The sequence below is a fragment of the Leeuwenhoekiella sp. ZYFB001 genome, from assembly GCF_011784865.1.
Classification (GTDB): domain Bacteria; phylum Bacteroidota; class Bacteroidia; order Flavobacteriales; family Flavobacteriaceae; genus Leeuwenhoekiella; species Leeuwenhoekiella palythoae.
Genome location: NZ_CP050460.1, coordinates 3816258 through 3841753 on the forward strand (window position 1 = coordinate 3816258; position 25496 = coordinate 3841753).

The 25496-nt window shown below is 42.6% G+C and carries 20 protein-coding genes; 17 read left to right on the top strand and 3 right to left on the bottom strand.

Annotated elements, in window-relative coordinates:
- Positions 1-6: 6 nt before the first annotated feature.
- The 6 genes from HCN54_RS16475 to HCN54_RS16500 all read left to right on the top strand — a co-directional run bounded on the left by HCN54_RS16475 (position 7) and on the right by HCN54_RS16500 (position 7256).
- The gene (locus HCN54_RS16475; RefSeq protein ID WP_167598648.1) at positions 7-1443 is read left to right on the top strand and encodes a SusD/RagB family nutrient-binding outer membrane lipoprotein; all 1437 of its coding nucleotides are present in this window, start codon (positions 7-9) and stop codon (positions 1441-1443) included.
- Positions 1444-1460: 17 nt separating this feature from the next.
- Positions 1461-3026 (top strand): calcineurin-like phosphoesterase C-terminal domain-containing protein, encoded by a 1566-nt coding sequence (locus tag HCN54_RS16480; protein ID WP_167598649.1) that lies wholly within the window; start codon positions 1461-1463, stop codon positions 3024-3026.
- A 104-nt stretch (positions 3027-3130) separates the two neighbouring features.
- Positions 3131-4051 carry a glycerophosphodiester phosphodiesterase family protein gene (locus HCN54_RS16485; protein ID WP_167598650.1) on the top strand — a complete coding sequence of 307 codons (921 nt, stop codon included), beginning with the start codon at positions 3131-3133 and terminating at the stop codon, positions 4049-4051.
- A 2-nt stretch (positions 4052-4053) separates the two neighbouring features.
- Complete coding sequence (locus HCN54_RS16490) at positions 4054-4419, top strand: glyoxalase (protein ID WP_167598651.1); 366 nt, start codon at positions 4054-4056, stop codon at positions 4417-4419.
- A gap of 60 nt (positions 4420-4479) precedes the next feature.
- Entirely contained in the window at positions 4480-4908 is a 429-nt protein-coding gene (locus HCN54_RS16495) for a hypothetical protein (protein WP_167598652.1), read from the top strand.
- Between the two features lie 134 nt (positions 4909-5042).
- Complete coding sequence (locus tag HCN54_RS16500; protein WP_167598653.1) at positions 5043-7256, top strand: TonB-dependent receptor; 2214 nt, start codon at positions 5043-5045, stop codon at positions 7254-7256.
- 170 nt (positions 7257-7426) lie between these two features.
- Here HCN54_RS16500 and HCN54_RS16505 read toward each other — a convergent pair whose 3' ends face one another.
- The gene (locus tag HCN54_RS16505; RefSeq protein ID WP_240924909.1) at positions 7427-7846 is read right to left on the bottom strand and encodes a cupin domain-containing protein; all 420 of its coding nucleotides are present in this window, start codon (positions 7844-7846) and stop codon (positions 7427-7429) included.
- 109 nt (positions 7847-7955) lie between these two features.
- On the opposite strand from HCN54_RS16505, the gene ygiD reads away from it, so the two are divergent.
- The 3 genes from ygiD to HCN54_RS16520 all read left to right on the top strand — a co-directional run bounded on the left by ygiD (position 7956) and on the right by HCN54_RS16520 (position 13306).
- Entirely contained in the window at positions 7956-8780 is an 825-nt protein-coding gene (ygiD, locus tag HCN54_RS16510) for a 4,5-DOPA dioxygenase extradiol (RefSeq protein WP_167598654.1), read from the top strand.
- A gap of 728 nt (positions 8781-9508) precedes the next feature.
- The gene (locus HCN54_RS16515; RefSeq protein WP_167598655.1) at positions 9509-10702 is read left to right on the top strand and encodes an esterase; all 1194 of its coding nucleotides are present in this window, start codon (positions 9509-9511) and stop codon (positions 10700-10702) included.
- A gap of 897 nt (positions 10703-11599) precedes the next feature.
- Positions 11600-13306, top strand: a complete 1707-nt coding sequence (locus tag HCN54_RS16520; protein WP_167598656.1) for a GH39 family glycosyl hydrolase — start codon at positions 11600-11602, stop codon at positions 13304-13306.
- Positions 13307-13764: 458 nt separating this feature from the next.
- On the opposite strand, the gene HCN54_RS16525 is transcribed toward HCN54_RS16520, so the two are convergent.
- Both HCN54_RS16525 and HCN54_RS16530 read right to left on the bottom strand, forming a co-directional pair.
- Entirely contained in the window at positions 13765-14148 is a 384-nt protein-coding gene (locus HCN54_RS16525; RefSeq protein WP_167598657.1) for a DUF3037 domain-containing protein, read from the bottom strand.
- The gene (locus tag HCN54_RS16530; RefSeq protein ID WP_167598658.1) at positions 14126-14920 is read right to left on the bottom strand and encodes a HipA family kinase; all 795 of its coding nucleotides are present in this window, start codon (positions 14918-14920) and stop codon (positions 14126-14128) included. The genes HCN54_RS16525 and HCN54_RS16530 overlap by 23 nt, the downstream gene beginning before the upstream one ends.
- A gap of 111 nt (positions 14921-15031) precedes the next feature.
- Between HCN54_RS16530 and HCN54_RS16535 the strand changes: the two genes are divergently transcribed.
- The 8 genes from HCN54_RS16535 to HCN54_RS16570 all read left to right on the top strand — a co-directional run bounded on the left by HCN54_RS16535 (position 15032) and on the right by HCN54_RS16570 (position 25329).
- Positions 15032-15412, top strand: coding sequence for a hypothetical protein (locus tag HCN54_RS16535; RefSeq protein WP_167598659.1), 381 nt, complete (start codon positions 15032-15034; stop codon positions 15410-15412).
- Positions 15409-16104: a hypothetical protein gene (locus HCN54_RS16540; protein WP_167598660.1), complete on the top strand. Its 696-nt coding sequence runs from the start codon at positions 15409-15411 to the stop codon at positions 16102-16104. Before HCN54_RS16535 ends, HCN54_RS16540 begins: the two co-directional genes overlap by 4 nt.
- Positions 16105-16348: 244 nt before the next feature.
- Positions 16349-17551 (top strand): dipeptidase, encoded by a 1203-nt coding sequence (locus HCN54_RS16545; protein WP_167598661.1) that lies wholly within the window; start codon positions 16349-16351, stop codon positions 17549-17551.
- 719 nt (positions 17552-18270) lie between these two features.
- Complete coding sequence (locus HCN54_RS16550; RefSeq protein WP_167598662.1) at positions 18271-19857, top strand: family 43 glycosylhydrolase; 1587 nt, start codon at positions 18271-18273, stop codon at positions 19855-19857.
- Between the two features lie 937 nt (positions 19858-20794).
- Positions 20795-21442: a DUF6266 family protein gene (locus HCN54_RS16555; RefSeq protein WP_167598663.1), complete on the top strand. Its 648-nt coding sequence runs from the start codon at positions 20795-20797 to the stop codon at positions 21440-21442.
- A 108-nt stretch (positions 21443-21550) separates the two neighbouring features.
- Positions 21551-21772 (top strand): hypothetical protein, encoded by a 222-nt coding sequence (locus HCN54_RS16560; RefSeq protein ID WP_167598664.1) that lies wholly within the window; start codon positions 21551-21553, stop codon positions 21770-21772.
- A gap of 35 nt (positions 21773-21807) precedes the next feature.
- The gene (locus HCN54_RS16565; protein WP_167598665.1) at positions 21808-24426 is read left to right on the top strand and encodes an AAA family ATPase; all 2619 of its coding nucleotides are present in this window, start codon (positions 21808-21810) and stop codon (positions 24424-24426) included.
- A 330-nt stretch (positions 24427-24756) separates the two neighbouring features.
- Entirely contained in the window at positions 24757-25329 is a 573-nt protein-coding gene (locus tag HCN54_RS16570; protein WP_167598666.1) for a hypothetical protein, read from the top strand.
- Positions 25330-25496 lie beyond the last annotated feature (167 nt).

Below are 25496 nucleotides of genomic sequence, written 5' to 3' on the forward strand. Positions count from 1 at the left end.
ACTACGATGAAAAATTTAAAAACACTATTTACCGGTCTTAGCGTATTGTGGTTACTAAGCGCGTGTACCGGCAATTTTGAGGAGGTCAACGAAGACCCTAACCGCATTGCAGAGATCAGTCCGGGTACCTTGATCAATCCTATTATCTATGGGCTGGCAAGTCATAACGCCGGCAGAGCGCACGCGATCACTTTTGACTTAATGCAGGTTACCTTACCATTCCCCAGCGTTTCCGGTGGATTGCACAGGTATGATGTGAGTCAGAATATAGGGAACTCTTCTTGGTACAATTATTACCGATGGCTTAATAACATCAAAGAGATGGAAATCGCTTCAGAAGCCGCTGAAGATCCTAATTATGAAGCAGTAGCGCTTACGCTTAAAGCTTGGGTTTATGCAAATCTTACTGATCTTTTTGGTCCTGTACCTATGACCGAAGCAGTAAACGGAGAAGCGGGTAATTTGTATCCGGCTTTTGATAGTCAGCAATTGATCTACGAGACTATTTTAGCCGATCTAGAACGGGCAAATACGCTTTACGCTCAGGATCTTGATATGGTATATGCCGAAGATATCCTTTTTGCTAACGACGTAAGCTTATGGCAGAAGTTTACTAATTCGCTGCACATGCGTTTGTTGCTGCGTATCTCAAACCGTACAGAAACCAACGCGTTTCAAAAGCTTACGGCAATGATCAACGATCCTGAAACCTATCCGGTATTTGAATCGGTTGAAGAATCTGCAGTGCTTCAGGTAACCGGAGTAACGCCTAATATCTCTCCTTGGGGGCGTCCGCAGGACTTTCCGTTAGGGGTAAAAATGGCAGCCTTTTTTGTTGATAATCTGAATGTACTTGAAGATCCGCGCCGTCCCATTATTCAAACGGGAGCTCAAGATCTAGATAATAATCCCATTGGATATAAAGGGATTCCTAGTGCCTATGCCGGACCTGAATCTCAATTTGAGTTTAATGCCAGCACCTTAAACCGGGCACAGGTTGAAAACCCAATGCAGATCTTTTTAATGACCTATGCTGAGGTTGAATTCATCAAGGCCGAAATGGCGCAACGCGGCTATACCACCAATGCTCAGGAACATTATGAGGCCGGGGTGACCGCAGCGATTACTCAGCTGGGGGCAACAACCACCGAAGCCTACTTTGATAATCCGGTAGCTGCATATGATGGTTCGCTCGAGCAGATTTTATTGCAGAAATACTATGCGCTGTACTTTGTAGATTATCAGCAGTGGTTTGAATTCCGTCGTACGGGATTGCCAGAATTACCTACCACCGAAGCTATGCTGAACGATGCGATGATGCCGTCGCGCTTTTTCTATCCGTCAGATGTACAGATCAGTAATCAGGCCAATTACCAGCAAGCCTTGGAGCTGCTTGGAGGACCTGATAATATCAACACCAAAGTTTGGTGGGACAATAACTAAACGTCAATCCAATATAGATGATAAACACATTAAAACTAACGCTATTAGCCGGCTTACTTACCGCCGGCTTAACGGCACAAGAACAAGCTAAAGGTTATGTTTTTGAAGACCTTAACGCTAACGGTAAAAAAGAACGTAAAGAAAAAGGTATCCCTAATGTGGCGGTGACTAATGGTGAAGCGGTCGTGCTTACGGATGCTAAAGGAAGGTATACCTTGCCTGTTGCTGATGGGGATGCCATTTCAGTGATCAAACCTGCGGGTTATGCCTTGCCGGTGGATGCCAATAACCTACCTCAGTTTTACTACAGTTACCGTCCGCAAGGTTCTCCACAATCAGATTTTAAAGGGATTGCTCCAACAGGGAAATTACCACGTAGCTTAGACTTTGCACTGACTGCCACAGACGAGCAACAATCGTTTACCGCATTGATCTTTGGGGATCCACAACCCTATACACAGCAGGAAGTAGATTATTTTACGCAAGGGGTAGTCGCTGAGGTAGAAGGGATTCAGGATGTAGTATTCGGGCTAAGTCTGGGAGACCTTGTTGGTAACGATCTAGACTTGTTCAACCCCTATATTGATGCGATCAAGCGTGTGGGTATTCCGTGGTTTAACCTGATGGGGAACCACGATATGAATTTTGATGCAGAGCAAGATGCCTTGTCTGATGAGACGTATGAGGCGCATTTTGGTCCGGCGAATTACGCCTTCAACTACGGTAAGGTTCATGTGATCGTGCTTGATGATATTCTTTACCCCGATCCACGAGATGGTAAGGGCTACTGGGGCGGATTTAGAGAAGACCAGATGCGTTTTGTTGAAAACGACTTGAAACACGTAGCCAAAGATCAATTGATTCTTTTAGCATTTCATATTCCACTAAGCGAGCCCGAGGGAGATCCTTTTAGAGATGCAGATCGTGAGCGCTTATTCAAAGCTCTGGCTCCTTTTGAAAACACCTTAAGTCTTTCGGCGCATACGCATATTCAACGTCAGGATTTTTTCACCAAAGAAGACGGTTGGCTGCGCGAGAAACCACACCACGAGTATAATGTAGGGACAACCTCAGGAGACTGGTATTCCGGAAAATTAAATGCAGCAGGGATTCCTGTTTCTACGATGCGCGACGGTACGCCTAAAGGCTATGCATTTATTCATTTTGAAGGCAATCAGTACACCGTAGATTATAAAGTAGCGGGTAAACCGGAAGACTTTCAGATGGAAATATTCGCTCCTAAAGTGGTCGCGCAAGGGCGTAATACCAAAGCAGGTATTTATACCAACTTTTTTATGGGAAGTGCCACAGATACTGTGGAGTATCGCGTAGATCAGGGCGAATGGAAGCCTATGCAATACGTGGAAGAGCAAGACCCGGCATACGAACTCAGCGTGTATGAGTGGGATACTGCAGAGCAGTTGATGCCGGGGCGCCGTTCTAGCAATCCTGTCAAGAGTACCCATTTATGGCGCGGCAGCGTTCCTGCAAAACTGGAAAAAGGATCACATACTGTAGAGGTACGTGCGACAGACAGATATGGAAAAACACATACCGGTACCACAAGCTACCGCTTAGAATAATATTAAACGTGCTTGTTTCGAGGGCCTGCCCACCTTCATCAATAATCTCGGGTGGGTCCTTTTTTTTATCTTTTGAATACCAAATAACCCGTAACTTACCTTTTATGAAAACCTTACTTTTAACAGGTCTTGTCATAGCAACTTTATGCAGCTGCAAATCAAAATCTGAAGAAACAAAAACAATGAGCACCGCACAAAAAGACAGTTTAAATATTCAAGTACAAGGGCACAGAGGGGAACGCGGTAATCTGCCGGAGAATTCAATACCTGCTTTTTTAGGCGCATTGCGCAAAGGGGTAGATGTGCTGGAGTTAGATGTGGTGATCTCCAAAGATCAGCAGGTGGTGGTAAGCCACGAGCCGGTGATGCTTCCGCTATATATGCTCACACCTGAAGGAGATAGTATTGCTAAGGAAGATGCTGAAAAATACAATTTGTACACCATGGACTATGCCGAGATCAAGCAGTTTGACGGCGGTTCTAAGGGGAATGTACGCTTTCCGCAGCAGCAAAAAATGAAAACCTACAAACCCTTGCTGAGCGAGGTTTTTGATACGGTAGCGGCAACCATAAAGGCCGAAGGTTTAGAGCCGGTAAAGTTCAATATTGAGATCAAATCGGTACCTGAGGAATACGACGATTTTCAACCCCAGCCTGAAGCTTTTGTAGCTCTGGTGATGCAGGTCATTCAAAAATATAGTATGGAAGCGCACGTAAATGTGCAATCTTTTGATCCGGCGATTCTGGAGGTGATGCACAAAAACTACCCGGATGTTGAGCTGGCGTATTTGGTAGGCGAAAACAGCTATGCTGAAAATAAAACCAATCTAACATTCCAACCCGAGATCTACAGTCCGTATTTTAAATTACTCGATTCTAGCGAAGTAGCACAAATTCGTAAAGACGGTTTAAAAGTCATTCCGTGGACGGTTAATGAACCGGAAGATATCGAGCAGGTTATTGCTCTTGAAGTAGACGCCATCATCACCGACTATCCCGAGCGCGTGCTTGAACAGTTAAAGTAACTATGAATTACAAACCTAAATCCATCCGGCCGTTTATAGGTGCTAAAGACTTTGAGATCAGCAGGGCGTTTTATCACGCAATGGGTTTTGAAGAAGTCTTGCTTCCGCCCAAAATGGCACTATTCCGTATAGGAGATTTTGGGTTTTACCTACAAGATTATTATGCTAAAGATTGGGTAGACAATACCATGCTGTTTCTTGAAGTGGAAGATCTGGAAGCGCATTTAGCTCAACTGAAGGCTTTAGCACTTCCTGATCGTTTTCCCGGAGTTCGCGTGTCTGACATCGTACACAACGATTGGGGTTCTGAGTTTTTTGTTCACGACCCGTCTGGAATTTTATGGCATATAGGCAGTTTTAAAAATTAGCCGCATCTTTGAGGCGTTATTGCACAAAGCTTTTAGTTTTGTGCGCTCTGAAGTCGGTTTATGCTCGCATCACGTTTTAAAGCGCTTATTTTAAGTTGTTGTACCACCGCTATGGCGGTGTTGTACCTGGCAGCTCCCGTGCATACCGAAGTGCTTCAATGGGTGCACGATCTGGAACACGAGTTTGACCATATAACACAAAGTGAGCATCAGCACGCTTTTCTTTCTGAAGCAGAATTTCTTGCGGAAGCCGGCCACGATCACCGCACTTTAGAATACATCAAGCAGGTTTTAGAACCTTTTAAAGACGACCTTGAAAAAGAGAAAAAACAGCCGCAACCGCTCAAAATAGACAAGCATCTGTGTACTGATCGTATAGAGCCTTCGACGCTAAAGACTACAGCTTTTAAGAAGCAATACTTCGATTTTAGAATAAGTATGCACCGGCCTTTGAGTTTGCTGCAGCCAGTACCCCCTCCTGAAGTTTAAGAATAGCGTTCACATACGTAAACCTGATGCAACGGCATTCAGGTTCTAATGAGGTTGGTTTCTATGTAGCCCAATAAGCGTTATTCTTGTGCGGCTACGACTTACTCTATTTTCTATTCTTAACAAACACTATAATGAAAAGCATTTTTATCGTGTTGCTGTTATGTTGTGCGTCGCTTTCGGCACAAAACCTAACAGGAACCGTAACCAATCAAGCCGGTCAAGCGCTTGAAAACGTAAATATTTATAACCTTAACAACGGCAAACACGCCCACACCAATGCCAATGGTACTTTTTCACTTCCGGCAGTAGCCGTTCAAGATTCTATTGCTTTTTCCCGTCTGGGATTTGCGACGCAATATTTGGTGGTTAATAAACTTAATGGATTGAACATTAGTTTGGCAGAGGCTAGCACTGCCTTAGATCAGGTGGTGCTTACTTCTGAAGTGAACAGCCTAAGCAGTGTGGTCGCCGTAGACCTCAAGTTGAATCCTGTAAAATCCTCACAAGAGATTTTGCGCAAAGTGCCCGGACTCTTCATCGGGCAGCACGCCGGGGGCGGTAAAGCCGAACAGATCTTTTTGCGCGGCTTTGATGTAGATCACGGTACTGATGTAGCGATCAGTGTTGACGGGATGCCGGTGAATATGGTCTCCCACGCGCACGGCCAGGGTTATGCCGACTTGCATTTTGTGATCCCAGAAACCATTGATAATATCGACTTTGGAAAAGGGGCGTACTATGCCGATAAAGGGAATTTTAATACCGCGGGATATGTAGACCTTAGACTTAAAGAAAGCCTGGATGCGAGCAGCCTTTCGCTTGAAGCGGGGCAGTTTAATACATCACGCCTTACAGGAATGTTCAACCTGCTCGATGAGCAAAACCATTCAGCCTATCTGGCTTCAGAAATGTACCTGACTGACGGCCCTTTTGATAGTCCGCAGAACTTTAACCGCATCAACGTCTTAGGGAAATACACCTATACCGATGCCAACAAAGACAAGATCACCTTGACCGCTTCGCATTTTCAAAGCAAGTGGGACGCTTCAGGACAAATCCCACAGCGTGCGGTAGATCAAGGATTTATAGGTCGCTTTGGTGCTATTGATGATACCGAAGGCGGACAAACGAGTCGCACCAATCTTACGCTTCAGCACTTAAAAAACTTAGCGCACAATGCCGTGCTGAAGACCAATGCCTATGTCTCAAAATATGACTTTGAATTGTATTCTAATTTCACCTTTTTCTTGGAAGATCCGGTGAATGGCGATCAGATTAAACAGCAGGAAGAACGCTTTATCGCCGGCTTGCAGAGTACTTATGAGCGCAAACATATCGCCTTAGGCGAAACCCGTTTAGACTATCAGGCGGGTGTGGGATTTCGCTATGATAATGTAGATGATATGTCGTTGTCGCACACCGTAAACCGACAGACACTCTTAGACCGTTTGGCTTACGGAGATGTTGACGAACTCAACGCTTTTGCGTTTTTGAATACCGAATTTAAAACCGGGAAGTTTACCTTCAATCCGGCAGTGCGTCTTGACTATTTTAAGTTTGATTACTACAACAAACTCACCGAGGCCTACGACAATCAGAGCGAAAGCAAAGTGGCATTCAGTCCTAAATTCAATACCGTATTTGCACCGTCTCAAAACTGGCAATTGTTCCTCAAAACGGGTATTGGTTTCCATTCTAACGACACACGTGTGGTAGTGGCAAATGGCGGGGAAGAAATTCTACCTGCAGCTTATAGTGCAGACTTGGGGACGATTATAAAGCCGATGCCACGCCTGGCACTGAATGCTACGGTGTGGACACTGTTTCTGGATCAGGAATTTGTGTATGTGGGCGATGCCGGAATTGTAGAGCCTAGCGGAAAAACCCGCAGAATGGGAGTAGAAGCCGGTGCACGCTATCAACTAACCGATTGGTTGTATGTGTTTGCAGATGCTAATTATACCTACGCCCGAAGCACCGAAGAAGCAGATGGTGAAGATTACATCCCGTTGGCACCTAAGTTTACCTCAGCCGGTGGGTTGAGTGTAGATAATCTTTCTGGGTTTTCAGGATCTTTAGGCTACCGCTGGTTGGGGGATCGGGCAGCCAATGAAGACAATTCGATCGTTGCTGAAGGCTATTTTGTAACCGATTTCAACCTGAACTATACGATAGAGAACTGGACGCTCGGGGTGATCGTAGAAAACCTGTTAGACACTTCGTGGAACGAAACCCAATTTGCAACCGAAAGTCGCTTGTTTAACGAGCCGGCACCGGTAGAAGAAATTCACTTTACTCCGGGAACACCGTTTTATTTAAGAGGAAAGATCACCTATAGATTCTAAATCTGGCACCGCCAGAGGGTGAAATACTTCATCCCTATAGCTATCGGGATACCTCAAAATTGCAATTAATACCTCTTGGGCCTGCCCTGAGGTAGGGTTACTTTTCTAAACGGTCTAAGCCCAGTTTGTCTGGGCTTGGACCGTTTTTTATTGACGCCGCTAAAGGTTATCTATTGCTCGTATTTCTGCATTACGAGATACTTCAGTTGCGTATCGCCTGCATTGCTGATGCCGTGCATACTGTTTGACGGGCAGTACAGGCTGGTGTAAGGGCCTACTTCAACAGTTTTTCCGTCCAGATAAAATTCCGCAGTGCCTTCTAGCACAAAGAAGAACTCATCTTGCGGATGCTGGTGCGGCGCGTGTGTAGATTTTCCGGGGTCGACCACACTGAGTTTTATGGTACGTCCATCGGTAAAGTTTTTATCGGCAAAATAGAATTGATGCCCCACTTGAGTTTCCTGCGCTTGTTCTTCAGAATAGGTAGTCACACAATCCTCAAAACTGTAGATTTTGTCGGTTGGAGTATGTTGCCCAAATGAAAACTGAACAAGTAAGCCTACGAGCAAAAGAATACTAGGTTTAAACATAAGCTGCTGTGATTTTTATAGAAATATACAAAATTGCTTGGTGTATTTTCTAGGGGCTTTGCTGTACGTTTTACCAAGTTGTTACGACTTACTGCTAAAGTTGAGACCTATGCAGTTAAGAGATTTGTCCCGCTGGAATGCTTCTTTACCCAATACCGAAAAAATGCCGGTGTTGTTCTTAGGCCATGGAAGTCCTATGAATGCTATTGAAGAAAATCAGTTTGTCACCGAATTTAGAAAACTGGGACAGGAGTTGACCCGCCCGCAGGCGATTTTATGTATTTCGGCACATTGGGAAACCCGCGGTACTTTTGTTACAGCGATGGAACACCCACAGACCATTCACGACTTTGGCGGCTTTCCACAAGCATTATTTGACGTGCAATACCCCGCACCGGGCAGTCCACAACTGGCGCTGGCCACGCAAAAGTTGGTAACAAGCACCGAAGTGCACCTTGATGACAAATGGGGACTCGATCACGGCTCGTGGAGTGTGATCAAACATATGTATCCCGATGCACAAGTACCCGTGATCCAGATGAGTATCGACTATACCCAGTCCGCACAGTACCATTATGATTTAGCCAAAGAGCTTATGGCTTTACGTCGCAAAGGAGTGTTGATTGTAGGTAGTGGAAATATGATCCATAACCTGCGCCGCGTGGCTTGGGATAAATTGAATGCGCCCTTTGCGTATGATTGGGCACTGGAAGCTCGCGAAACAATGAACACCGCGATCCTTACTCACGATCATCAGACGCTTATTGATTTTAGAAAGCAAGGCACCGCCTTTGACCTTTCGATCCCAACTCCTGAGCATTATCTGCCGTTGCTTTATACCTTGGCCTTACAAGACGATCACGATGAGGTACAGTTGTTTAACGATGAGCCCGTTGGAGGGTCCTTGTCTATGACGTCATTAAAGATTGCATAAAGTGTTTACATTCAATCATGTTTGTTCATTTTCTTTGCTCGCTTGATTTCTATTTTACGGGAGCTCGTGAATCTCCTAACGTCGATTTGTCTTGTCCAAAGAAATCCTTCGACTATCGCTCAGGACAAACTCAACAAAAGAAATGACCTCTCGTTTTTAGGTATGAAGACTGTCACTTCGAGTGACTGAATACTAGTGATAGCAGGGATTCAGTTGTATCGAGAAGTCTTTGAAGTCAGTGCGTTTATAGTTAACCAAGTTGCTGTTTCGAAAACTTATCGATACAATCCTTTCGCACTGGGGTGCTCAAGAATCACTCGAAGTGACAAAACGTATATAATGACTATGGAAGTAAGTAGCGGCATACTTTTTACACCTGTAGTAAAACAAGTAAATGGCGCAGCGTTGGGCAGTGGAGCCTGCATCCGACGAGTGTAACGAGAGGAATGCATAAGCGTAGCGGTTTGCCATCCGCAGGCAAAGGCGTTTGCGTAGTTTTCAAGGATGTAAAAATAAGCCTAGCGTTTTTTGGTTCTTTTTTGGGCGATGCAAAAAAGAATGAATATGAATAGAAGTAAAAATTATACTAAACCAAAAAATCATTTGTAAACAATAGCGCTAGTGGTATTTGTGGGATGAGGTAAAAGATTAAACTTTCGTTAGAAAAAACAAATCAAAAAATCCCTTTGAATACCTAAATTTGAGAGATAACCCATTTTTAAAGTCTTATGAAAAAATATATAGTTGTTGCACTCTTGTGTCTTACAGGTCTGGTGCAAGCCCAGGAAGCCTTATTTAGCGGACAGCAAGTGAGTTCGCCTCAGGTGAATGACGATAAAACGGTGACGTTTCGATTATCAGCGCCTCAAGCCGATACGGTACAGGTTACCGGCGATTTTTTACCTTCGGTTAAGGTCGATACGCCAATGGGAAAAGTAGACGGACCGGGAAAGGCGTTGCTGACCAAGAACGAAGAAGGGGTGTGGTCGTTTACGACTTCTGTATTAGCACCCGAACTCTACAGCTATGCGTTTATCGTAGACGGATTTAAAACTACAGATCCGGCCAACCCTTTTTTGATACGTGATGTGGCATCGGTAACTAATATTTTTATTGTTCCGGGGGAGCAAGCTGATCTCTATCGCGTGCAAGACGTACCTCACGGTACCGTTGCCAGCCGCTGGTATGATGCTAAAACCTTGGGCTTTGACCGCAAGATTTCCATCTATACGCCACCGGGTTATGAGTCTTCTACAGCTGAATATCCTGTACTGTATTTACTGCACGGTGCGGGTGGGGATGAGGAGGCTTGGCTGTCCCTAGGCCGTACAGCGCAGATTATGGATAACCTCATCGCGCAAGGTAAAGCCGAACCGATGATTGTTGTGATGCCCAACGGAAACGTAGGTCAGGATGCTGCTCCGGGAGCTGGAAGTGACGGTTATTACACCCCGCAGTTTATGACGCCAGAAACCATGAATGGCAAATATGAAGCCCAATTTAAAGATATCATCAGCTTTGTAGAAAGCAATTACCGTGTAAAAGCCGATAAAGCTCACCGTGCGATCGCCGGTCTTTCTATGGGAGGCTATCACAGTTTACACATTTCACGTTATTATCCCAATACCTTTGACTATGTAGGGCTGTTCTCGGCAGCGATTATGGCACGCGAGGACAAAAGCGGAGCGGGCGTTTACGACAACTTAGAGGAAACTTTAGAAACCCAAAAAGACAATGGCTACCAACTCTACTGGATCGCTATAGGGAAAACCGATTTTCTTTACGAAGCCAACCAAGAATATCGTGCTACGCTTGACAAGATGGATATGCCGTATGAATACACCGAGTCTGAAGGCGGACACATCTGGAGAAACTGGAGGGTGTATTTAAGTGAGTTTGTGCCGTTGTTATTTGAAGACTAAGACTAAAGAATATAGAGAAAAGAGCAATGACTGTTTAAATAGAGAAGTAGAAATCGGACATACAAAATAGGCAATGCGCTGTCACTTAGAGCACATGCTGATAATCATCCCTTGTTTCCGCGCGATTGTATCGCGTGTGGGTAAGCTTAAAACTAATAGATTTTTCTTTTGAGCTCAAATAGTATGATTTAATTTTCAATTGATGTTTCTGTTCATTTTTTAGCTCGTGCTTGCTCCTATTTCCCGTGAACTCGTGAACCTCGTGCCTCGGTTTCGATCGATGAAAAAACGAACCAATCCCGATAGCTATCGGGACTAGGCTTATTTTTACATCCTTGAAAACTACGTAAATCCCTTATCCTGCGGATAGCAAACCGCTGCGCTAAGCTATCCTCCACTGCCCATCGCTGCGGCATTTACTTGTTTTACTACAGATGTAAAAAGTAGGCCGCTGTGAACATTTGATTTTTAATGGAAGAATACTGTTTCTATTGTAGTTTTCTTTTTCTTCAGTATAGCAAGGAGGCTCCGTTAAAAATTTCTGAAGCCTTGGAAGAAATTTAGGAGCCTTGTTGCGGTTTTGCCTGAAAAGGCAAAAATACCTAAGAAAAAGGGTCTTTTCTTTTGGTTCGTTTTCTTTGGACAAGCAAAGAAAATGAACAGAACATGATTAGTTCCAACTCATACTAAAATCGCCGTTAGGCGATAACCACCAACACCCAATAATCAACCTTAACCTTAAATCATTAAAAATAAATCACTACCGAAGGAATACCGAGGTGTTCCCAAAAGCGTGATTATCACAACCGCAGGAATAATTAGCAGGCACTTCGTTTCATAATAAATGTACTTTAAACATTTTAACGTAACTTATTGAGCTCAATATTATTTACTCTTATGAAACGATTTACAGCTTCCTTATTATCGCTCTTAGTTCTGATGCTTTTTAGTATTAGCGTGCAAGCTCAATACGATAACGTGCAACCCGTTGAAATGACGGTTAATTTAACGCATGAGGACGGTCAGTTACAACCTATATGGGCCTGGTGGGGCTACGATGAGCCCAACTACACCTATATGAAAGACGGGAAAAAGCTGCTCAAAGAAATCTCTGAGTTGAGTGCGGTTCCGGTTTTTGTACGAGCACACAGTCTGCTGGTTACAGGTGATGGAGAAGCGGCACTCAAATGGGGTTCCACCAATGCCTATACCGAAGATGAAGACGGAAATCCCATTTACGACTGGACCATCATCGATACGATTTTTGACACCTACATCGATTTAGGAATGAAACCCCTGGCGCAGATTGGTTTTATGCCCGAAGCTTTATCTACCCATCCCGAACCTTACAGACACCACTGGAAACCGGGTGCTGCGTATGATGACATTTACACCGGCTGGGCATACCCGCCTAAGGATTACGACAAGTGGGCAGAGCTGGTTTATCAGTGGGTAGAACATTCGGTTGATCGCTACGGAAAAGAGGAGGTCGAAAGTTGGTATTGGGAGCTATGGAATGAACCCAACATTGGCTACTGGCGTGGTATGACTGAAGAATACATCAAACTTTACGACTATACGGCTGATGCGGTGAAGCGGGCGTTGCCTACGGCGAAAATAGGTGGCCCCGAAACAACCGGGCCGGGCTGGGACAAAGCAGAAACCTTTCTACGTACCTTTTTAGATCACGTGGTTTCCGGCAAAAACTACGCGACCGGTGAAACCGGAGCCCCGCTTGATTTTATTACGTTTCACGCCAAGGGAAGCCCTAAACTTGATGAGGGTACGGTTGTGATGAATATGGGAGCACAGCTTAACGACATTCGTAAGGGTTTTGAAGTAGTAGCTTCTTACCCCACTTTGCGTTATTTGCCGGTGATCATTGGGGAATCTGATCCTGAAGGTTGTGCCGCCTGTTCTGAAGAGGATTACCCCGAAAATGCCTATCGCAATGGTACCATGTACAGCAGTTATACGGCTGCTTCCTTTGCCCGAAAATACGATCTGGCCAAAGCTTACGATATCAATCTGGCAGGTGCTGTGACCTGGGGATTTGAATTTGAAGACCAGCCATGGTATGCCGGGTTTCGGGATATGGCCACAAACGGCGTCGATAAACCGGTGCTTAATGTATTCCGCATGTTTGGAATGATGGAATTTGACCGCCTTAAGGTGGAAGGCGATTTTGACTACGACTATAAGAAAATAAGCGATGCCAGTGTGCGCGATAATCCCGATGTGAATGCTCTGGCGTCTCGTGGGGAGGATGCCGTCACTGTGATGGTATTTAATTATCACGACCGGAATGCTATTGAGGTGAAGCCTACCCCTGTAACCTTAAATCTGGAGGCTATACCTTCCAATAAAGTTTTGGTTTCTCAGTATCGGGTAGATGAACAGTTTAGCAATTCGTACACAGCCTATAAAGCGATGGGATCTCCGAAGAATCCAACTCCCGAGCAAATAGACCAACTGGAGCAGGCGGGCCAGTTGCAGCTTTTCACTTCTCCGCAATATATGCAAGTAAAGGATGGTAAACTCACCCTAAACCTAGATCTACCCAGACAAGGTGTTGCTTTGTTTAAGGTGGAGTTTGTGCAGTAGTTGTTTGAGGACTAGGGTTAAAGAACATAGCGTAAAGACTGTTTAAATACAAAAGCAGAAATCGGAAATACAAAATACGCAATGCGCTGTCACTTTGAGCATACTTGGGCAGCTATTAAGAGAGAGAAGGGGATAGTAGCTTGTGTGATCTCTCCTATCGTCGAGATGACTAGGCATATTTATACCCGAAGGGTTACGAAATCACAATTCCCTCGGTTCAGAATAGCTGCAGGAAGCTCCGAAGGACAGGAGCGATAGCGACGCGGAGCTGACAAGGCGGTTTTTGCCTGATAAGGCAAAAAATTCCTAAGCGAGGGTGTCTTTTCTTTTGGTTCGTTTTCTTTGGACAAGCAAAGAAAATGAACAGAACATGATAGGTTCCAGCTAATACTAAAATCGCCGTTAGGCGATTATCTCATAATGCTAATTTTGAATCTTAAATTATAGACCTTGAATCGTTATACCACTAATTCCGTAAACAAACACTCCAAAGTCGCTTCTAGATCTTCACTAAACCCCGGGTGGGTTTTGGAGGTTTGAATCACCGAACTACGTGTAGCCGTTAACCAACGGAAACGCTCTGCAGGTTCCAGTTGGGCGATAGGTCCGCCGTTTTTAGCACCGGCGCAGATCGCTTTAAAAGCTTCCAGGTTTTTTTGCACCTGTTCCACATCGAGTTCGGGGCAAAAGGCTTCGAGTTTCTTAGCATCTAGCTGAAAGCGCATCCCAATAAACCGCGGGCGTTTGCAATAGAGTACCACACCTACATTAAAAAACTCCTCGCGTTCAACCTGAGGCACCAGGCGTATCACCGCATATTCATACAAGTGTTTGTCGTGCATCTTGAGCGGTTTTAGTGAATAAATCGGCGTGGGTTAAACGGGTGCTTAAAAACTGAAAATAAACCTGTCGCAAGGCGTTCGGACTTTCCTCATAACCTTCCCAGTCGAGCCAAGTATTGGGAATGAGGTTCACCATATGTTGCAAAACGTCGTCAGTAAGCAAGGCTTTCAATTTGATGTTAGCTTCATCCAGTTGTGAAGCCTGAGGCAACAACACGTGATCTTTGATCATTGCAAAAGGCGTCGCCGCACTTTGTTCCCAATTGGTAAAACTGTGATGAAAATAAAGGGTGGCGCCGTGATCGATCAGCCAGAGCTCGCGATGCCACATCAGCATATTGGTATTGCGAAACGTACGGTCTATGTTGGTCATAAAGGCATCAAACCACACGATCTCAGAAGCCAGTTGAGGGTCCACGCTCGTCACCACCGGATCAAAGTTGATCGCACCCGATAAAAAATGGAGTCCGATGTTCAATCCTTGAGAGAATTTTAGTAGATCTTGTATTTCTTCATCTCCTTCGGTACGACCAAAAGCCTCATCCAGATCAGCAAACACCACTTCGGGTACTTTAAACCCGAGAAACCTGGCGATTTCACAGCCTAGTAATTCGGCGATCAGGGCTTTGGGACCGTGCCCGGCACCTCTAAATTTCACCACATATTTAAAGCCATCGTCTGCATCAGCCACAGCCGGGAGCGAACCACCTTCACGCAAGGGCGTGATGTAGCGTGTGACGTTAACGTGACGCAAGTCTGGGAGTGTTGCCATAGTCTGGTTTCAATAGGGTAAAAGTACGGCTATATTCCGGCTAAAACCAATTTTAACTAAGTGCTTGCCGTTAAGTGCTTACGACTTATTTTTGAAGTAAAACAAACAAGTATGAGGGTATACGGAGCTTGTAAGCATTGTAGACATGAACTTCAGTTTCGTATTAGTGTAGAAACCCGCGTAGCATTAGCGATGCGGGAAGGAAAGTACCACTCGAAGACGTGTAAGGCTTGCGGGAAGAACACCACTTTTTTTGTAAACGAACTCTATGCTAAAAGCTCCAAAGCGCTATTGCTTACCGCAGGATTGATTTTTGCTCTAGGAAGTGGTATCGCCGGCGTAGCCTGTTATTATGCATTTTTAAACAGCACAAACCTTGCTGTTGCAGGATGTTTTGGTCTGCTCCTAATACCGGGTTGGGCTTGGTTTATTATTGTTAAAGGAGATCGGGACCGGGTACGGGCCTTTAATTATAGTTACATTAAACAATGAAACAAATCTCTTTTTTCATATTGACTTTAATACTACTCGGATGTAATGATTCAGATAAAAAACTAGATGAAAATCTAAAAAAAGAATTTGAAAAATCGAAAGAAGAAAAAAAGCCTAGAGATGAATTTCCGACCTATATAAAAATAGACACGTTTTATACGAAACCAGGTCATTTTAATGATTTAATAGTAGGCAATTCAATGGTCTCTGATTCATTATCATCAGCATGCAGTTGTGACAGAAATGCAAAGAACACTAGTATTAAAATTCAAATTAAAGCAGCCATACCTACAAAGAATAAACTGAATACCCTACCCAAGGATCACGTCGATAGATATAATAAACTAAAAGGCTTATATACTCCTTCTCTCAATCCTGCAAGCTTCGAAGGACAGTTAAAATACATCAACTTTGAACTTAAAGACAGTACGGTATTAAAAGCTAACGTTATTTCACGTTCTACTGAGTTGGAGTATAATGGTAAAGATTTTAAGAAAGACACGGTTAATCAATATCAAATAAAAATTTCTCGATTCAAATACCATAATGCTTCTAGAGTTTATGGAGAATTTAAAATCATAGTGCAGGAAGGATTTGGTTTCAATCCTAATGACACCATAATTAGGGGCTCTTTTCAATGTACGAATTGGAAAATAAACGAAGAAGAAAGCATAAAAAACTACAAATTTTGAGTTTTCTCTCCTTCGCTTAACACCGGCTCAACTTAAAGTAAAACTACTCAGCCAAATTCTATAATGTGCGATAACGGTAACCGTCTTTTCTGGTAAGAGACCGCCAGAACTATTACGATATTCTAAATTCTAGCGGGGTATATATATTAAGCCGTAAATAATTCAAGCTTTAGCCTAAAAGATTACGGATTACATTCTAAAAATCACTAATTTACAGGAAACAACTACGCTAAACCCTTCTCCAATGCGTTATCTTTTAGTGCTGCTTCTGGCGGTAGTCGCCTGCAAACAAACTGCTCAAGAGCCCGAATCTACAATGGATTATAAACAAATTCACGACGCAGCCGTGTTTATAGATACGCATAATGATATGCTCACCAAAATGGTCGAAGATAGCCTGATGCTCGACAGCGACCTCACCGGAATCACCCATAGCGACCTAAGCCGTATGCGTACCAGTGGGCTAGATGCGCAATTCTTTTCGGTGTGGAGCGATGGAACGCTAGAGGCGCCCTTTGACTACGCTAATCGGCAGATTGATAGTCTCGATGCCGTGATCGGTCGTAATCCAGATACCATGCTCAAGGCGACCAATACGGCAACGATACAAGAAGCAGTAGCCCAGCAGAAACTGGCCGCATTGATCGGAGTTGAGGGCGGACATCATATCGAAAACAGTCTTGACAAATTAGATAGTTTATTTGCCAGAGGGGTACGCTATATGACCCTTACTTGGAACAACTCCACCGCTTGGGCGACCAGCGCGACCGATGAGTGGGAGATAGAAGGAGCTCGAAATAGCGAGGGTAAAAAAGGACTCACCGCATTTGGGAAGCAAGTGGTGCAGACCATGAACCGCTTGGGTATGCTTGTCGATGTTTCGCATATTGGGGTACAAACCTTTTGGGATGTAATGGAAGAGACCACCAAGCCGGTGATCGCCTCGCACAGTTCGGCACTGGCACTGCATACGCATCCCCGTAATCTTAATGACGAGCAGCTAAAAGCGATTGCCAAAAATAATGGGGTGGTTCAGGTAAACTTTTATTCGGCATTTATAGACAGTACGTTTACCCGCAAGCACGAGGCCTTTATGCTCAAGCATCAGGATAAACAAGATTCTTTAGTGGCTGCAGGTCTCAACGACTATGCGGTAAAAGCAGCCTTATATAAACAGTTTCCGCAAGAAGCCGAAGCATTACGTGCATCTTTTGAGGTGTTGATGCAGCATATCTACTACATCGTTGATCTGGTAGGTGTTGATTATGTGGGCATCGGTTCAGACTTTGACGGCATCTCGTTTCCACCGCAACAGTTGGATGATGTTATGGGCTATCCTTTGATCACCAAAGCTTTGGTGGAAAAAGGCTACAGCCAAGAGGATATTCATAAAATTTTAGGCGGAAACCTGCTACGGGTGCTTAAAGCCAATGAAGTAAAACTTTAGGGAAAAGAGCAAGTCAAAAATATTAACGCCTGTTTGTACTGGATAAAAGTCTAAGTACCCATTTTTCTTTTGAGCTCAAATAGCATGATTTGATTTTCAATTGATGTTTCTGTTCATTTTTTAGCTCGTGCTTGTTCCTATTTCCCGTGAACTCGTGAACCTCGTGCCTCGGTTTCCATCGATGAAAAAACGAACCAATCCCGATAGCTATCGGGACTAGGTTTATTTTTACATCCTTGAAAACTACGTAAATCCCTTATCCTGCGGATAGCAAACCGCTGCGCCATTTACTTGTTTTACTACAGATGTAAAAAGTATGTCATTACTTACTTCCATAGTTATTTGATGCGCAATGTCACTTCGAGTGATTCTTGAGCACCCTAGTGCGAAAGGATTGTATCGAGAAGTTTTCGAAACAGCAATAAGGGTAACTATAAACGCACTGACTTCAAAGACTTCTCGATACAACTGAATCCCTGCTACTGCAGGTATTCAGTCACTCGAAGGGACAGTCTTCATACCTGAAAACGAGAGGGTCTTTTCTTTTGTTGAGCTTGTCCTGAGCGATAGTCGAAGGATTTCTTTGGACAAGGCAAATCGAGGATACGAGGTTCACAAGCTCCCGTGAAATAAAAATAACACCAGCAAAGAAAAGAACAGGCAAGCACAGGATAAAGAGCCTTGGGCATTCTTGTATTTTGTTGCTTTATCTGTAGCCTATGAAACCCTTTAGCCTTGCATTGCTTTTAGTTTTTGCCGTTGTTTCCTGTACTACTCGGGCGCAGGAACTCAAGATCACCAACGACCGTTTTTGGAATACTGTAAACGGGGAACCCATCTATTCGCAGGGCGGTGGCATTTTTCAGTTTACTGATCCGCAAAGCGGAACTCCCAAATACTACTGGTATGGGGTGCATTATCAAGAAGCCGAAATTTACCGCAACGACCCTTCCGTGACTTTGGAGCGCAACCACTTTGAGGGGGTAACCTGTTATAGTTCGACCGATCTGGTCAACTGGACCTTTGAAAAACACGTGCTCACCAAAGAGGCCGTGAATTTTGAAGAAAACCCTACGTGGTTGGGACGTATGGGGGTGGCGTATATCGAAGCACTTGAGCAGTATGCCCTGCTCATCCAACACGGAAAAAATGTAATGATCGCATTGGCCGATTCGCCTTTGGGAGATTTTAAAGTACACAGACATATTGATATGACCTCGCGTATTGGGACACCCAATACAGGGGATCAAACCGTTTTTACCGATCCCGACACCGGGGCTTCCTACCTGGTTTATTCGTATGGTCAAGGGCGTAATAAAATCTATATTTCCGAGATTGGCGTACGCGACGGAAAGGTAGATTTGCTTGAAGTGCACGAGATCTTTAGAGGCGCGAGCCGCGAGGGCAATTGTATGTTTAAATACAACGGCAAGTATTATATGGCGGCTTCCAACATCTACGGTTGGGACGGTTCTTTTGCCTATTACCTCGTTTCCGAAGATATTTATGGTCCGTATAAACCCACTAATGAGATGCAGGTGATGCCGGGTAGCGAACAAGACTATGCGCATGTCTCGCAAACCGGATTTTTTTATACTGTGCGGGGAAGCGAACAAGAAACGGTACTCTTTTGCGGAGACCGCTGGGCGGAGTTCGCCGGTAACGGACTTGGGTACAACCAGTGGGTACCTTTGTCGTTTGATGGGGAAACACCGTATTTCAATTCGTTACACAGCTGGAAGCTCAACGAAACCACCGGAACCTGGAGCGTCGCAGCAGATAACAATTACATCAAAAACCCAAGTTTTGAAGCCGACCGCCGCCACATTCCTAGCAACAACAAACCCGTGCAGGAACAGCTGTTAGGTTGGCATACCGAGATCCTGCAAGGGAATCCCATTTCCACTACCGAAGCTGCTTCACCTGTACTGAATCATTTCAATACCCAACAAGACCGTCAGCATGTGATCGGGGAAAAGAGTTTGCACATCAGCGATCAAGTCCCTTTTGAACGCCGCATTACGCAAGAACTAAGCAGCACACCCTATGTAAGCTTACCTGACGGAAAGTACAGCCTTTCCGCCACCGTCAAAAACACCACCGGCTTTGAAGAACTAAACCTTTATGCCCAAAGCGGCACCCAAACGTTTGAAACGTCCTTCACTCTCCCAAACACTGAATGGACTACCATCACCATAGACGAAGTCTCCGTAGTCAACGGTAACGTCACTGTAGGGATCTATGTCAAAGGAGCTGCCGGTGCGGAGGCTTGGGTTGATGATGTGCGTTTTGAGCTATTAGACTAGAGCTGATAGACGGAAGACAAAAGAGAATAGAATAAAGAGTAAAGACAGCGTGAACTACGAAAGTACAAAGTAAGAAGTACAAAATACGAAATACAACGCACTGTCACTTCGAGTGATGCTTGAGCGCCGGAGCGCGAAAGGATTGTATCGAGAAGTCTCACTAGATGAGATGCTGAAACAAGTTCAGCACGACATTGTTTCCGAGCTGGCTTTCCACAATGTTCTCGCGCTGCCTGTCCCAATGCATATAGGGAATTGCATCGCGTGCTGCTTGTCCCGATGTTTATAGGGAATTGCATCGCGTGTGGGTTAAGTTTAAAACTTGAAGGTTTTTCTTTTAGTTACTTTTGAAGCATACAGTCATTTCGACCATCGGGAGAAATCGCATCTTGTATCCCTCATCCCCGGCCCTTCTCCCAAAGGAGAAGGGAGTTAGCTTGTTGTGTGATCTCTCCTATCGTCGAGATGACTAGGCGCATTCATACCCGAAGGGTTACACTAATTCAAAATACCCTTGGTTCAGAATAGCTGCGGGAAGCTCCGAAGGACAGGAGCGGTAGCGACGCGGAGCTGACAAGGCGGTTTTTGCCTGATAAGGCAAAAAATTCCTAAGCAAGGGGGTCTTTTCTTTTGTTACTTTTCTTTGGACAAGCAAAGAAAAGTAAAGTAAAGGACACCATTAAGCACTAAAATCATTAACCCCTTCACTAAGTCCTAAAAAAACACCTTTATAAAAAAGAGAATACTCCTTAATTCCCTCATACTTTAACCATAGATCACTCATAGATCCTCCATTGTTTTACCATTAAAACCAAGTATTTATGGAGGATGAATGGAGAAACAATGGACAAACTATGTACGAAGACCGAAGAAACTCCTTTGAAAGCTAGGAGATTAACCGGGTAAAAAGTACTTTAGAGTATTGATAACCAGTTAAATGCCAAAGGCTATGGGACAGTTTATTGAAGATCAAATCGGCATGATAAGCGGAGCAGTAGGGCCGGTGGTGTTTGTACAAGGAAATGACGGTAAAGGTATTGTACGCAGCAAACCCACACCTAGCAAAGCTCCCGCAAGTCCTAAACAACAACAAACCCGGAACAAGTTCGCACTCATGAAACATTTTACCGGGTTGCTCTATCCCATTTTTAAAGAGTATTATACCGATTTCCTTGGGAAGGACAATGCGCGAGATGCGGTGCGCAGTTATTATATGGCGCAGGTGATTGTAAAAGAGCAGGACGCTTGGCGTATCGCCTATGACAAGGTATTGATCAGTACGGGGCGGGTACGGCCGTATGTACCGGTGTCGCAGTCGCGCGATGCACAGCAGGTGGTGCTGCACTGGCAAGGAGGCACCCAACAGCCTTTTGCCGAACCCAACGATCTGCTTAGCGTCTTGCTGTATGCTCCCGATACCGAAGATTTTGCGTTCTACAAAGCCTGCACCACCCGGGCGGCAGCAACGCATACCCTCGAACTTCCCGAAGCCTTAAGCACACTGCCTTTAGAAGTCTATACCACTTTTAGCACCGCTACGGAAACCGATTATGCCTACTCTACTTATTTGGGGAGGATGGTTTAAAAAGTACGGGTGTTTTACCCCTTTATGTGTATTAAATACAAGTATTTACGGGATTCTGTACGATTTAGTGGAGGGGTTTTGGTAGATTTAATTTTTTTAAAACTTGTTATGAATAGGTATCAAAATTTAGGTGGAGATTCGAATGTATCTGAATACGAAATAGGAGCTGATTATATTCTTATAAAGTTTAAAGGAACTTTTAGGAAGTATAGATATAGCTACTTAAAAGCAGGTCGAAATCACGTTGAAGCGATGAAAAAACTAGCTAAAAGAGGAATAGGATTAAACGCATACATAAATAAATATGTCAAGTTTTTATATGACAGGTAAGAGAAATTAAATTAATAAAATAAGGAAAAGGGTATATGCCAATACTAAATGATATAATTGATTGGGTGGAAAACAAGCCTGTTTTTTGGCAAATTGCCGTTGACCGTTTAATCAGAAACAATGAACTAACGGATAATGATATTTCGGAACTAAAGGAAATCTGTAAGGTAGATTATGGCTTATCAAACTTTGACTTTAACGAAGTGGATTTTGATGATTTAAGAGACTTCGCAAATAACTCAACAAGCAGTGATAATATAATACTTTCAAAAATCTCCAATGTAAAAAATATAAACGCACTCTCACAAACCAGTGAATTAGAATTTGCCTCAAATGGACTTACGCTTGTCTATGGAGATAATGGTTCAGGAAAATCAAGCTATGTTAGCATTTTAAAACACGCTTGTAATACTAGAGGAAGTAAGCCGAAAATAAATGACAATCTATATGACCCAACTTGTTTTGGAAATGATAAAAAAGCGGATATAGAATATACAATTGATGGAATAAATTTCAACACAGTAAATCTTATAAATGAAGTAGTAAGTGACTCTGTTTTAAAAAGTGTTGATGTTTTCGATACGTTTAGTGCAAATCATTACATTGAAGGGGAAGATGAAATAGCCTTTATTCCTCAAGGGTTATCTATTGTAGAAAAATTAGCAGTCTGTATAAAAAAAGTTGACAATAAACTAAATGCGGAATTTTCAGACCCTGCATTAGAGAAATTTGACCAAACTCTTTTAGAAGTTTCAGATTGTTCGACTGCTAAAACATTTCTCAATAATTTAAATTCGGAAACTACACTTAACGAATTAAGAGCAGAAGCAATTTGGAATGACCCCAAAAATTCTAGAATTGAAGTGCTAATCAAACAAATAGATGAATTAAAAGCAACCGACCCTAAGAAAATCTTAAAAGAAAACATCGATAAGATAAAGCGATTTGAGGTTTTGCAAAACAAATTTCAAACACTCGAAAATAACTTGACAGGAGCAAAATTAGAGGACCTAAAACAAATATTAAATAATCTTTCAACAACAAGTAAAGCACTTAAAGAATCTTCTGAAAAGGCATTCTCTGAATTACCAATTGAGGGTGTTGGTAATAGTTCTTGGAAATTACTTTGGGAAAGTGCTCGAAAGTTCTATAACGAAAGTACCGAGACAGAAGATTTTCCAAAAGTAAATGGAGAGAGCAATTGCCCTCTTTGTTTTCAAGATTTAGGGGAAGATGCAAAAAGCAGATTTACTGCTTTCGAAGATTTTGTGAAAAATGATATTCAAAAATCTTTTGATGAAGCTTCTGATAAATTTGATTTAGAATATGATAATCTAAATAGTCAGGATTTTTCTTTTGAAGAACAAAAGCCTACAACAATTGAGTTAGATGAACTGATTGATGAATACTCGAAAAATCAAACAAAATATTTAGAGTCACTTTCTAAACAGAAGGACTATTTAATTGGGCTGTTTAATTCTAAAAAATCTGTTGAATCTGTTAATTCAATTGAAATTGAGAATACACCTAAAACTCAAATTCAGAACCTCATTAAAGACTTAAAAGAAGCAAATGAGAAGTTAGCAGTCCAATCAATTGAAGAAGATTTAAAACCGCTAAACAAGGAACTAAATCAATTAAAGGGCGAAAAAAAGATTTTTGATTATAAACCCAAGTTAGCACGTGAAATTTATCGACAAAAAAAGATAAAACTGCTAAATCAGTGCATTAGTAAATGTAATACTCGAACCATTACTACTCTTAGTAATGATTTAGCAACAAATTACATAAGTCAAAACCTTAAACAGAATTTCAAAGCAGAACTTACCAAACTAGGATTTAAAAACATCAAGATAGAAACCGAAACAAAAGGACAAAGAGGGAAACAATATCACTACTTAAGACTCGATGAACAGAACGCAAATGGAATTGCACTAAAAGACGTTTTAAGTGAAGGAGAACATAGGTGTATTTCCTTAGCAACATTCTTTTCTGAATTATCCATTTCAGAGCATAAAAGTGCTATAATTTTTGATGACCCAGTTTCATCCCTTGACCACAAATGGAGAAATAAAATATCGAAAAGAATTGCAGAAGAGGCTTTAGAGCGACAGGTTATTGTTTTTACTCACGACATCACTTTTCTACTTATGATTCAGGAACATTCTAAAAGTTTAAATTGTGATTTGGATATAAAGAGCTTGACAAGAAAGAAAAAAGAAACAGGACTAATTGCAAGCAATCCACCTTGGGATGCTTTACCTGTAGGGAAAAGAATTGGCTTGTTGAAAAACGCATATCAAAAATTAGAGAAAATCGAAAGAACAGAAACCGAAGAACTTTATAAAGAAAGGGCAAAATTGTTGTATGGTAAACTCAGAGAAACTTGGGAGCGTTTTATTGAAGAGGTATTTCTCAACGGAGCAATTCAAAGATTTGGTAGAGCAATACAAACTCAACGTTTATCTAAGATAGTAGATTTAACTGATGATGATTATAATCTTGTTGACGCAAATATGAGCAAGTGTTCTACCTATTTTACAGGACACGACACAGCAGGAACTCTAATTGAGGAAATGCCAGACTCTGCTGAATTTCTTGCTGACTTAACTGTATTAGAGGATTACATTAAAACAATTAGAAAACGAAGATAAAATAACAAAGCTAAATAATAATATTAATGAAGTATTTGTCCTCTAGCTCTCCTTTGTTTTTGACTGTTAATGGTAAACATCTATTAATTACTGGATTTAAAATGTTTTTTAAGTTTTAAAGTTTATCAATCATCTTTTCATCTATGAAATGTTTAAACCTTTGTTTTTCCGTTAGTCTGGCGTTGCTATGAAGCAGTTGCTTAGAGTTTAAGACCGAGACTGAGGTAGTTATCGGATGCGCTCGATGTGACAGCTAATTCTATTTATTATTGATGATTTCTTATTCTGCTAAGTTGTATTACATTCAGTAAATTATTGAAAATTCATTATATGACTCACAAGACAGTTTTTGACAAAGACTTTGATATAATCGAAGCGGATAAAGAGTTTACCTATCAACAAGATTTAACAGCGTTACTTGATGCAGATCAAAAAGCGTTTGATCAAAATAAGCTCAATGAAATTGTGCTTTGGAAAGTTAATCGGTATGCTGCTTTTGATGACAAATTAATTGCGCTGATAAACTCTGTAAGGCCTACGGATACTGAAATAGACTTGGATAAAACCAGAGAGCTTTTAAAGCTTCTATTAAAAACAAAAGGAGTACAGCTGGCAATGGCTTCGACAATATTGAGGTTTAGAAATAAATTTATTTATCAAATCATTGATCAGCGTGTGTATCGAATAATATACCCTGAGCAAACATTAAAAATTAGTAGCTACCCTAGTGAAACTAATATTGATAAACAAATAGACCTTTATATCAAATACTTAAAGGATTTACATTCGGTTTGTGATAATTTAAAAATACCTTTTGAAGAATCAGATCGTATACTATTTATGGCAGATAAGCGAGTAAATAAAAGGCATAGGTTAAGTAATTATGGAAATTCTAAATCTTGAAAAACAGGACTTAAACAATCTTTTTCCTAAAGGAGACATCCGTCACCTTGAGCTTGTCTCAGGGTCTCATAAGCAGCGTTTTGCAAGCATGTTTATGGGATGCTGAAACTCCCGATAGTATCTCTCCCGATAGCTATCGGGATGCGCTCAGTGTGACACGCTCGACA

Bases quoted from the DNA above. Each gene is read 5' to 3' on its own strand.
- HCN54_RS16540 (WP_167598660.1), top strand. From the start codon at position 15,409: ATGAAACAAATCTCTTTTTTCATATTGACTTTAATACTACTCGGATGT.
- HCN54_RS16495 (WP_167598652.1), top strand. From the start codon at position 4,480: ATGCTCGCATCACGTTTTAAAGCGCTTATTTTAAGTTGTTGTACCACC.
- HCN54_RS16485 (WP_167598650.1), top strand. From the start codon at position 3,131: ATGAAAACCTTACTTTTAACAGGTCTTGTCATAGCAACTTTATGCAGC.
- HCN54_RS16565 (WP_167598665.1), top strand. From the start codon at position 21,808: ATGCCAATACTAAATGATATAATTGATTGGGTGGAAAACAAGCCTGTT.
- HCN54_RS16525 (WP_167598657.1), bottom strand. From the start codon at position 14,148: ATGCACGACAAACACTTGTATGAATATGCGGTGATACGCCTGGTGCCT.
- ygiD (WP_167598654.1), top strand. From the start codon at position 7,956: ATGCAGTTAAGAGATTTGTCCCGCTGGAATGCTTCTTTACCCAATACC.
- HCN54_RS16530 (WP_167598658.1), bottom strand. From the start codon at position 14,920: ATGGCAACACTCCCAGACTTGCGTCACGTTAACGTCACACGCTACATC.
- HCN54_RS16545 (WP_167598661.1), top strand. From the start codon at position 16,349: ATGCGTTATCTTTTAGTGCTGCTTCTGGCGGTAGTCGCCTGCAAACAA.
- HCN54_RS16520 (WP_167598656.1), top strand. From the start codon at position 11,600: ATGAAACGATTTACAGCTTCCTTATTATCGCTCTTAGTTCTGATGCTT.
- HCN54_RS16560 (WP_167598664.1), top strand. From the start codon at position 21,551: ATGAATAGGTATCAAAATTTAGGTGGAGATTCGAATGTATCTGAATAC.
- HCN54_RS16480 (WP_167598649.1), top strand. From the start codon at position 1,461: ATGATAAACACATTAAAACTAACGCTATTAGCCGGCTTACTTACCGCC.
- HCN54_RS16535 (WP_167598659.1), top strand. From the start codon at position 15,032: ATGAGGGTATACGGAGCTTGTAAGCATTGTAGACATGAACTTCAGTTT.
- HCN54_RS16490 (WP_167598651.1), top strand. From the start codon at position 4,054: ATGAATTACAAACCTAAATCCATCCGGCCGTTTATAGGTGCTAAAGAC.
- HCN54_RS16500 (WP_167598653.1), top strand. From the start codon at position 5,043: ATGAAAAGCATTTTTATCGTGTTGCTGTTATGTTGTGCGTCGCTTTCG.
- HCN54_RS16475 (WP_167598648.1), top strand. From the start codon at position 7: ATGAAAAATTTAAAAACACTATTTACCGGTCTTAGCGTATTGTGGTTA.
- HCN54_RS16515 (WP_167598655.1), top strand. From the start codon at position 9,509: ATGAAAAAATATATAGTTGTTGCACTCTTGTGTCTTACAGGTCTGGTG.
- HCN54_RS16505 (WP_240924909.1), bottom strand. From the start codon at position 7,846: ATGTTTAAACCTAGTATTCTTTTGCTCGTAGGCTTACTTGTTCAGTTT.
- HCN54_RS16550 (WP_167598662.1), top strand. From the start codon at position 18,271: ATGAAACCCTTTAGCCTTGCATTGCTTTTAGTTTTTGCCGTTGTTTCC.
- HCN54_RS16570 (WP_167598666.1), top strand. From the start codon at position 24,757: ATGACTCACAAGACAGTTTTTGACAAAGACTTTGATATAATCGAAGCG.
- HCN54_RS16555 (WP_167598663.1), top strand. From the start codon at position 20,795: ATGCCAAAGGCTATGGGACAGTTTATTGAAGATCAAATCGGCATGATA.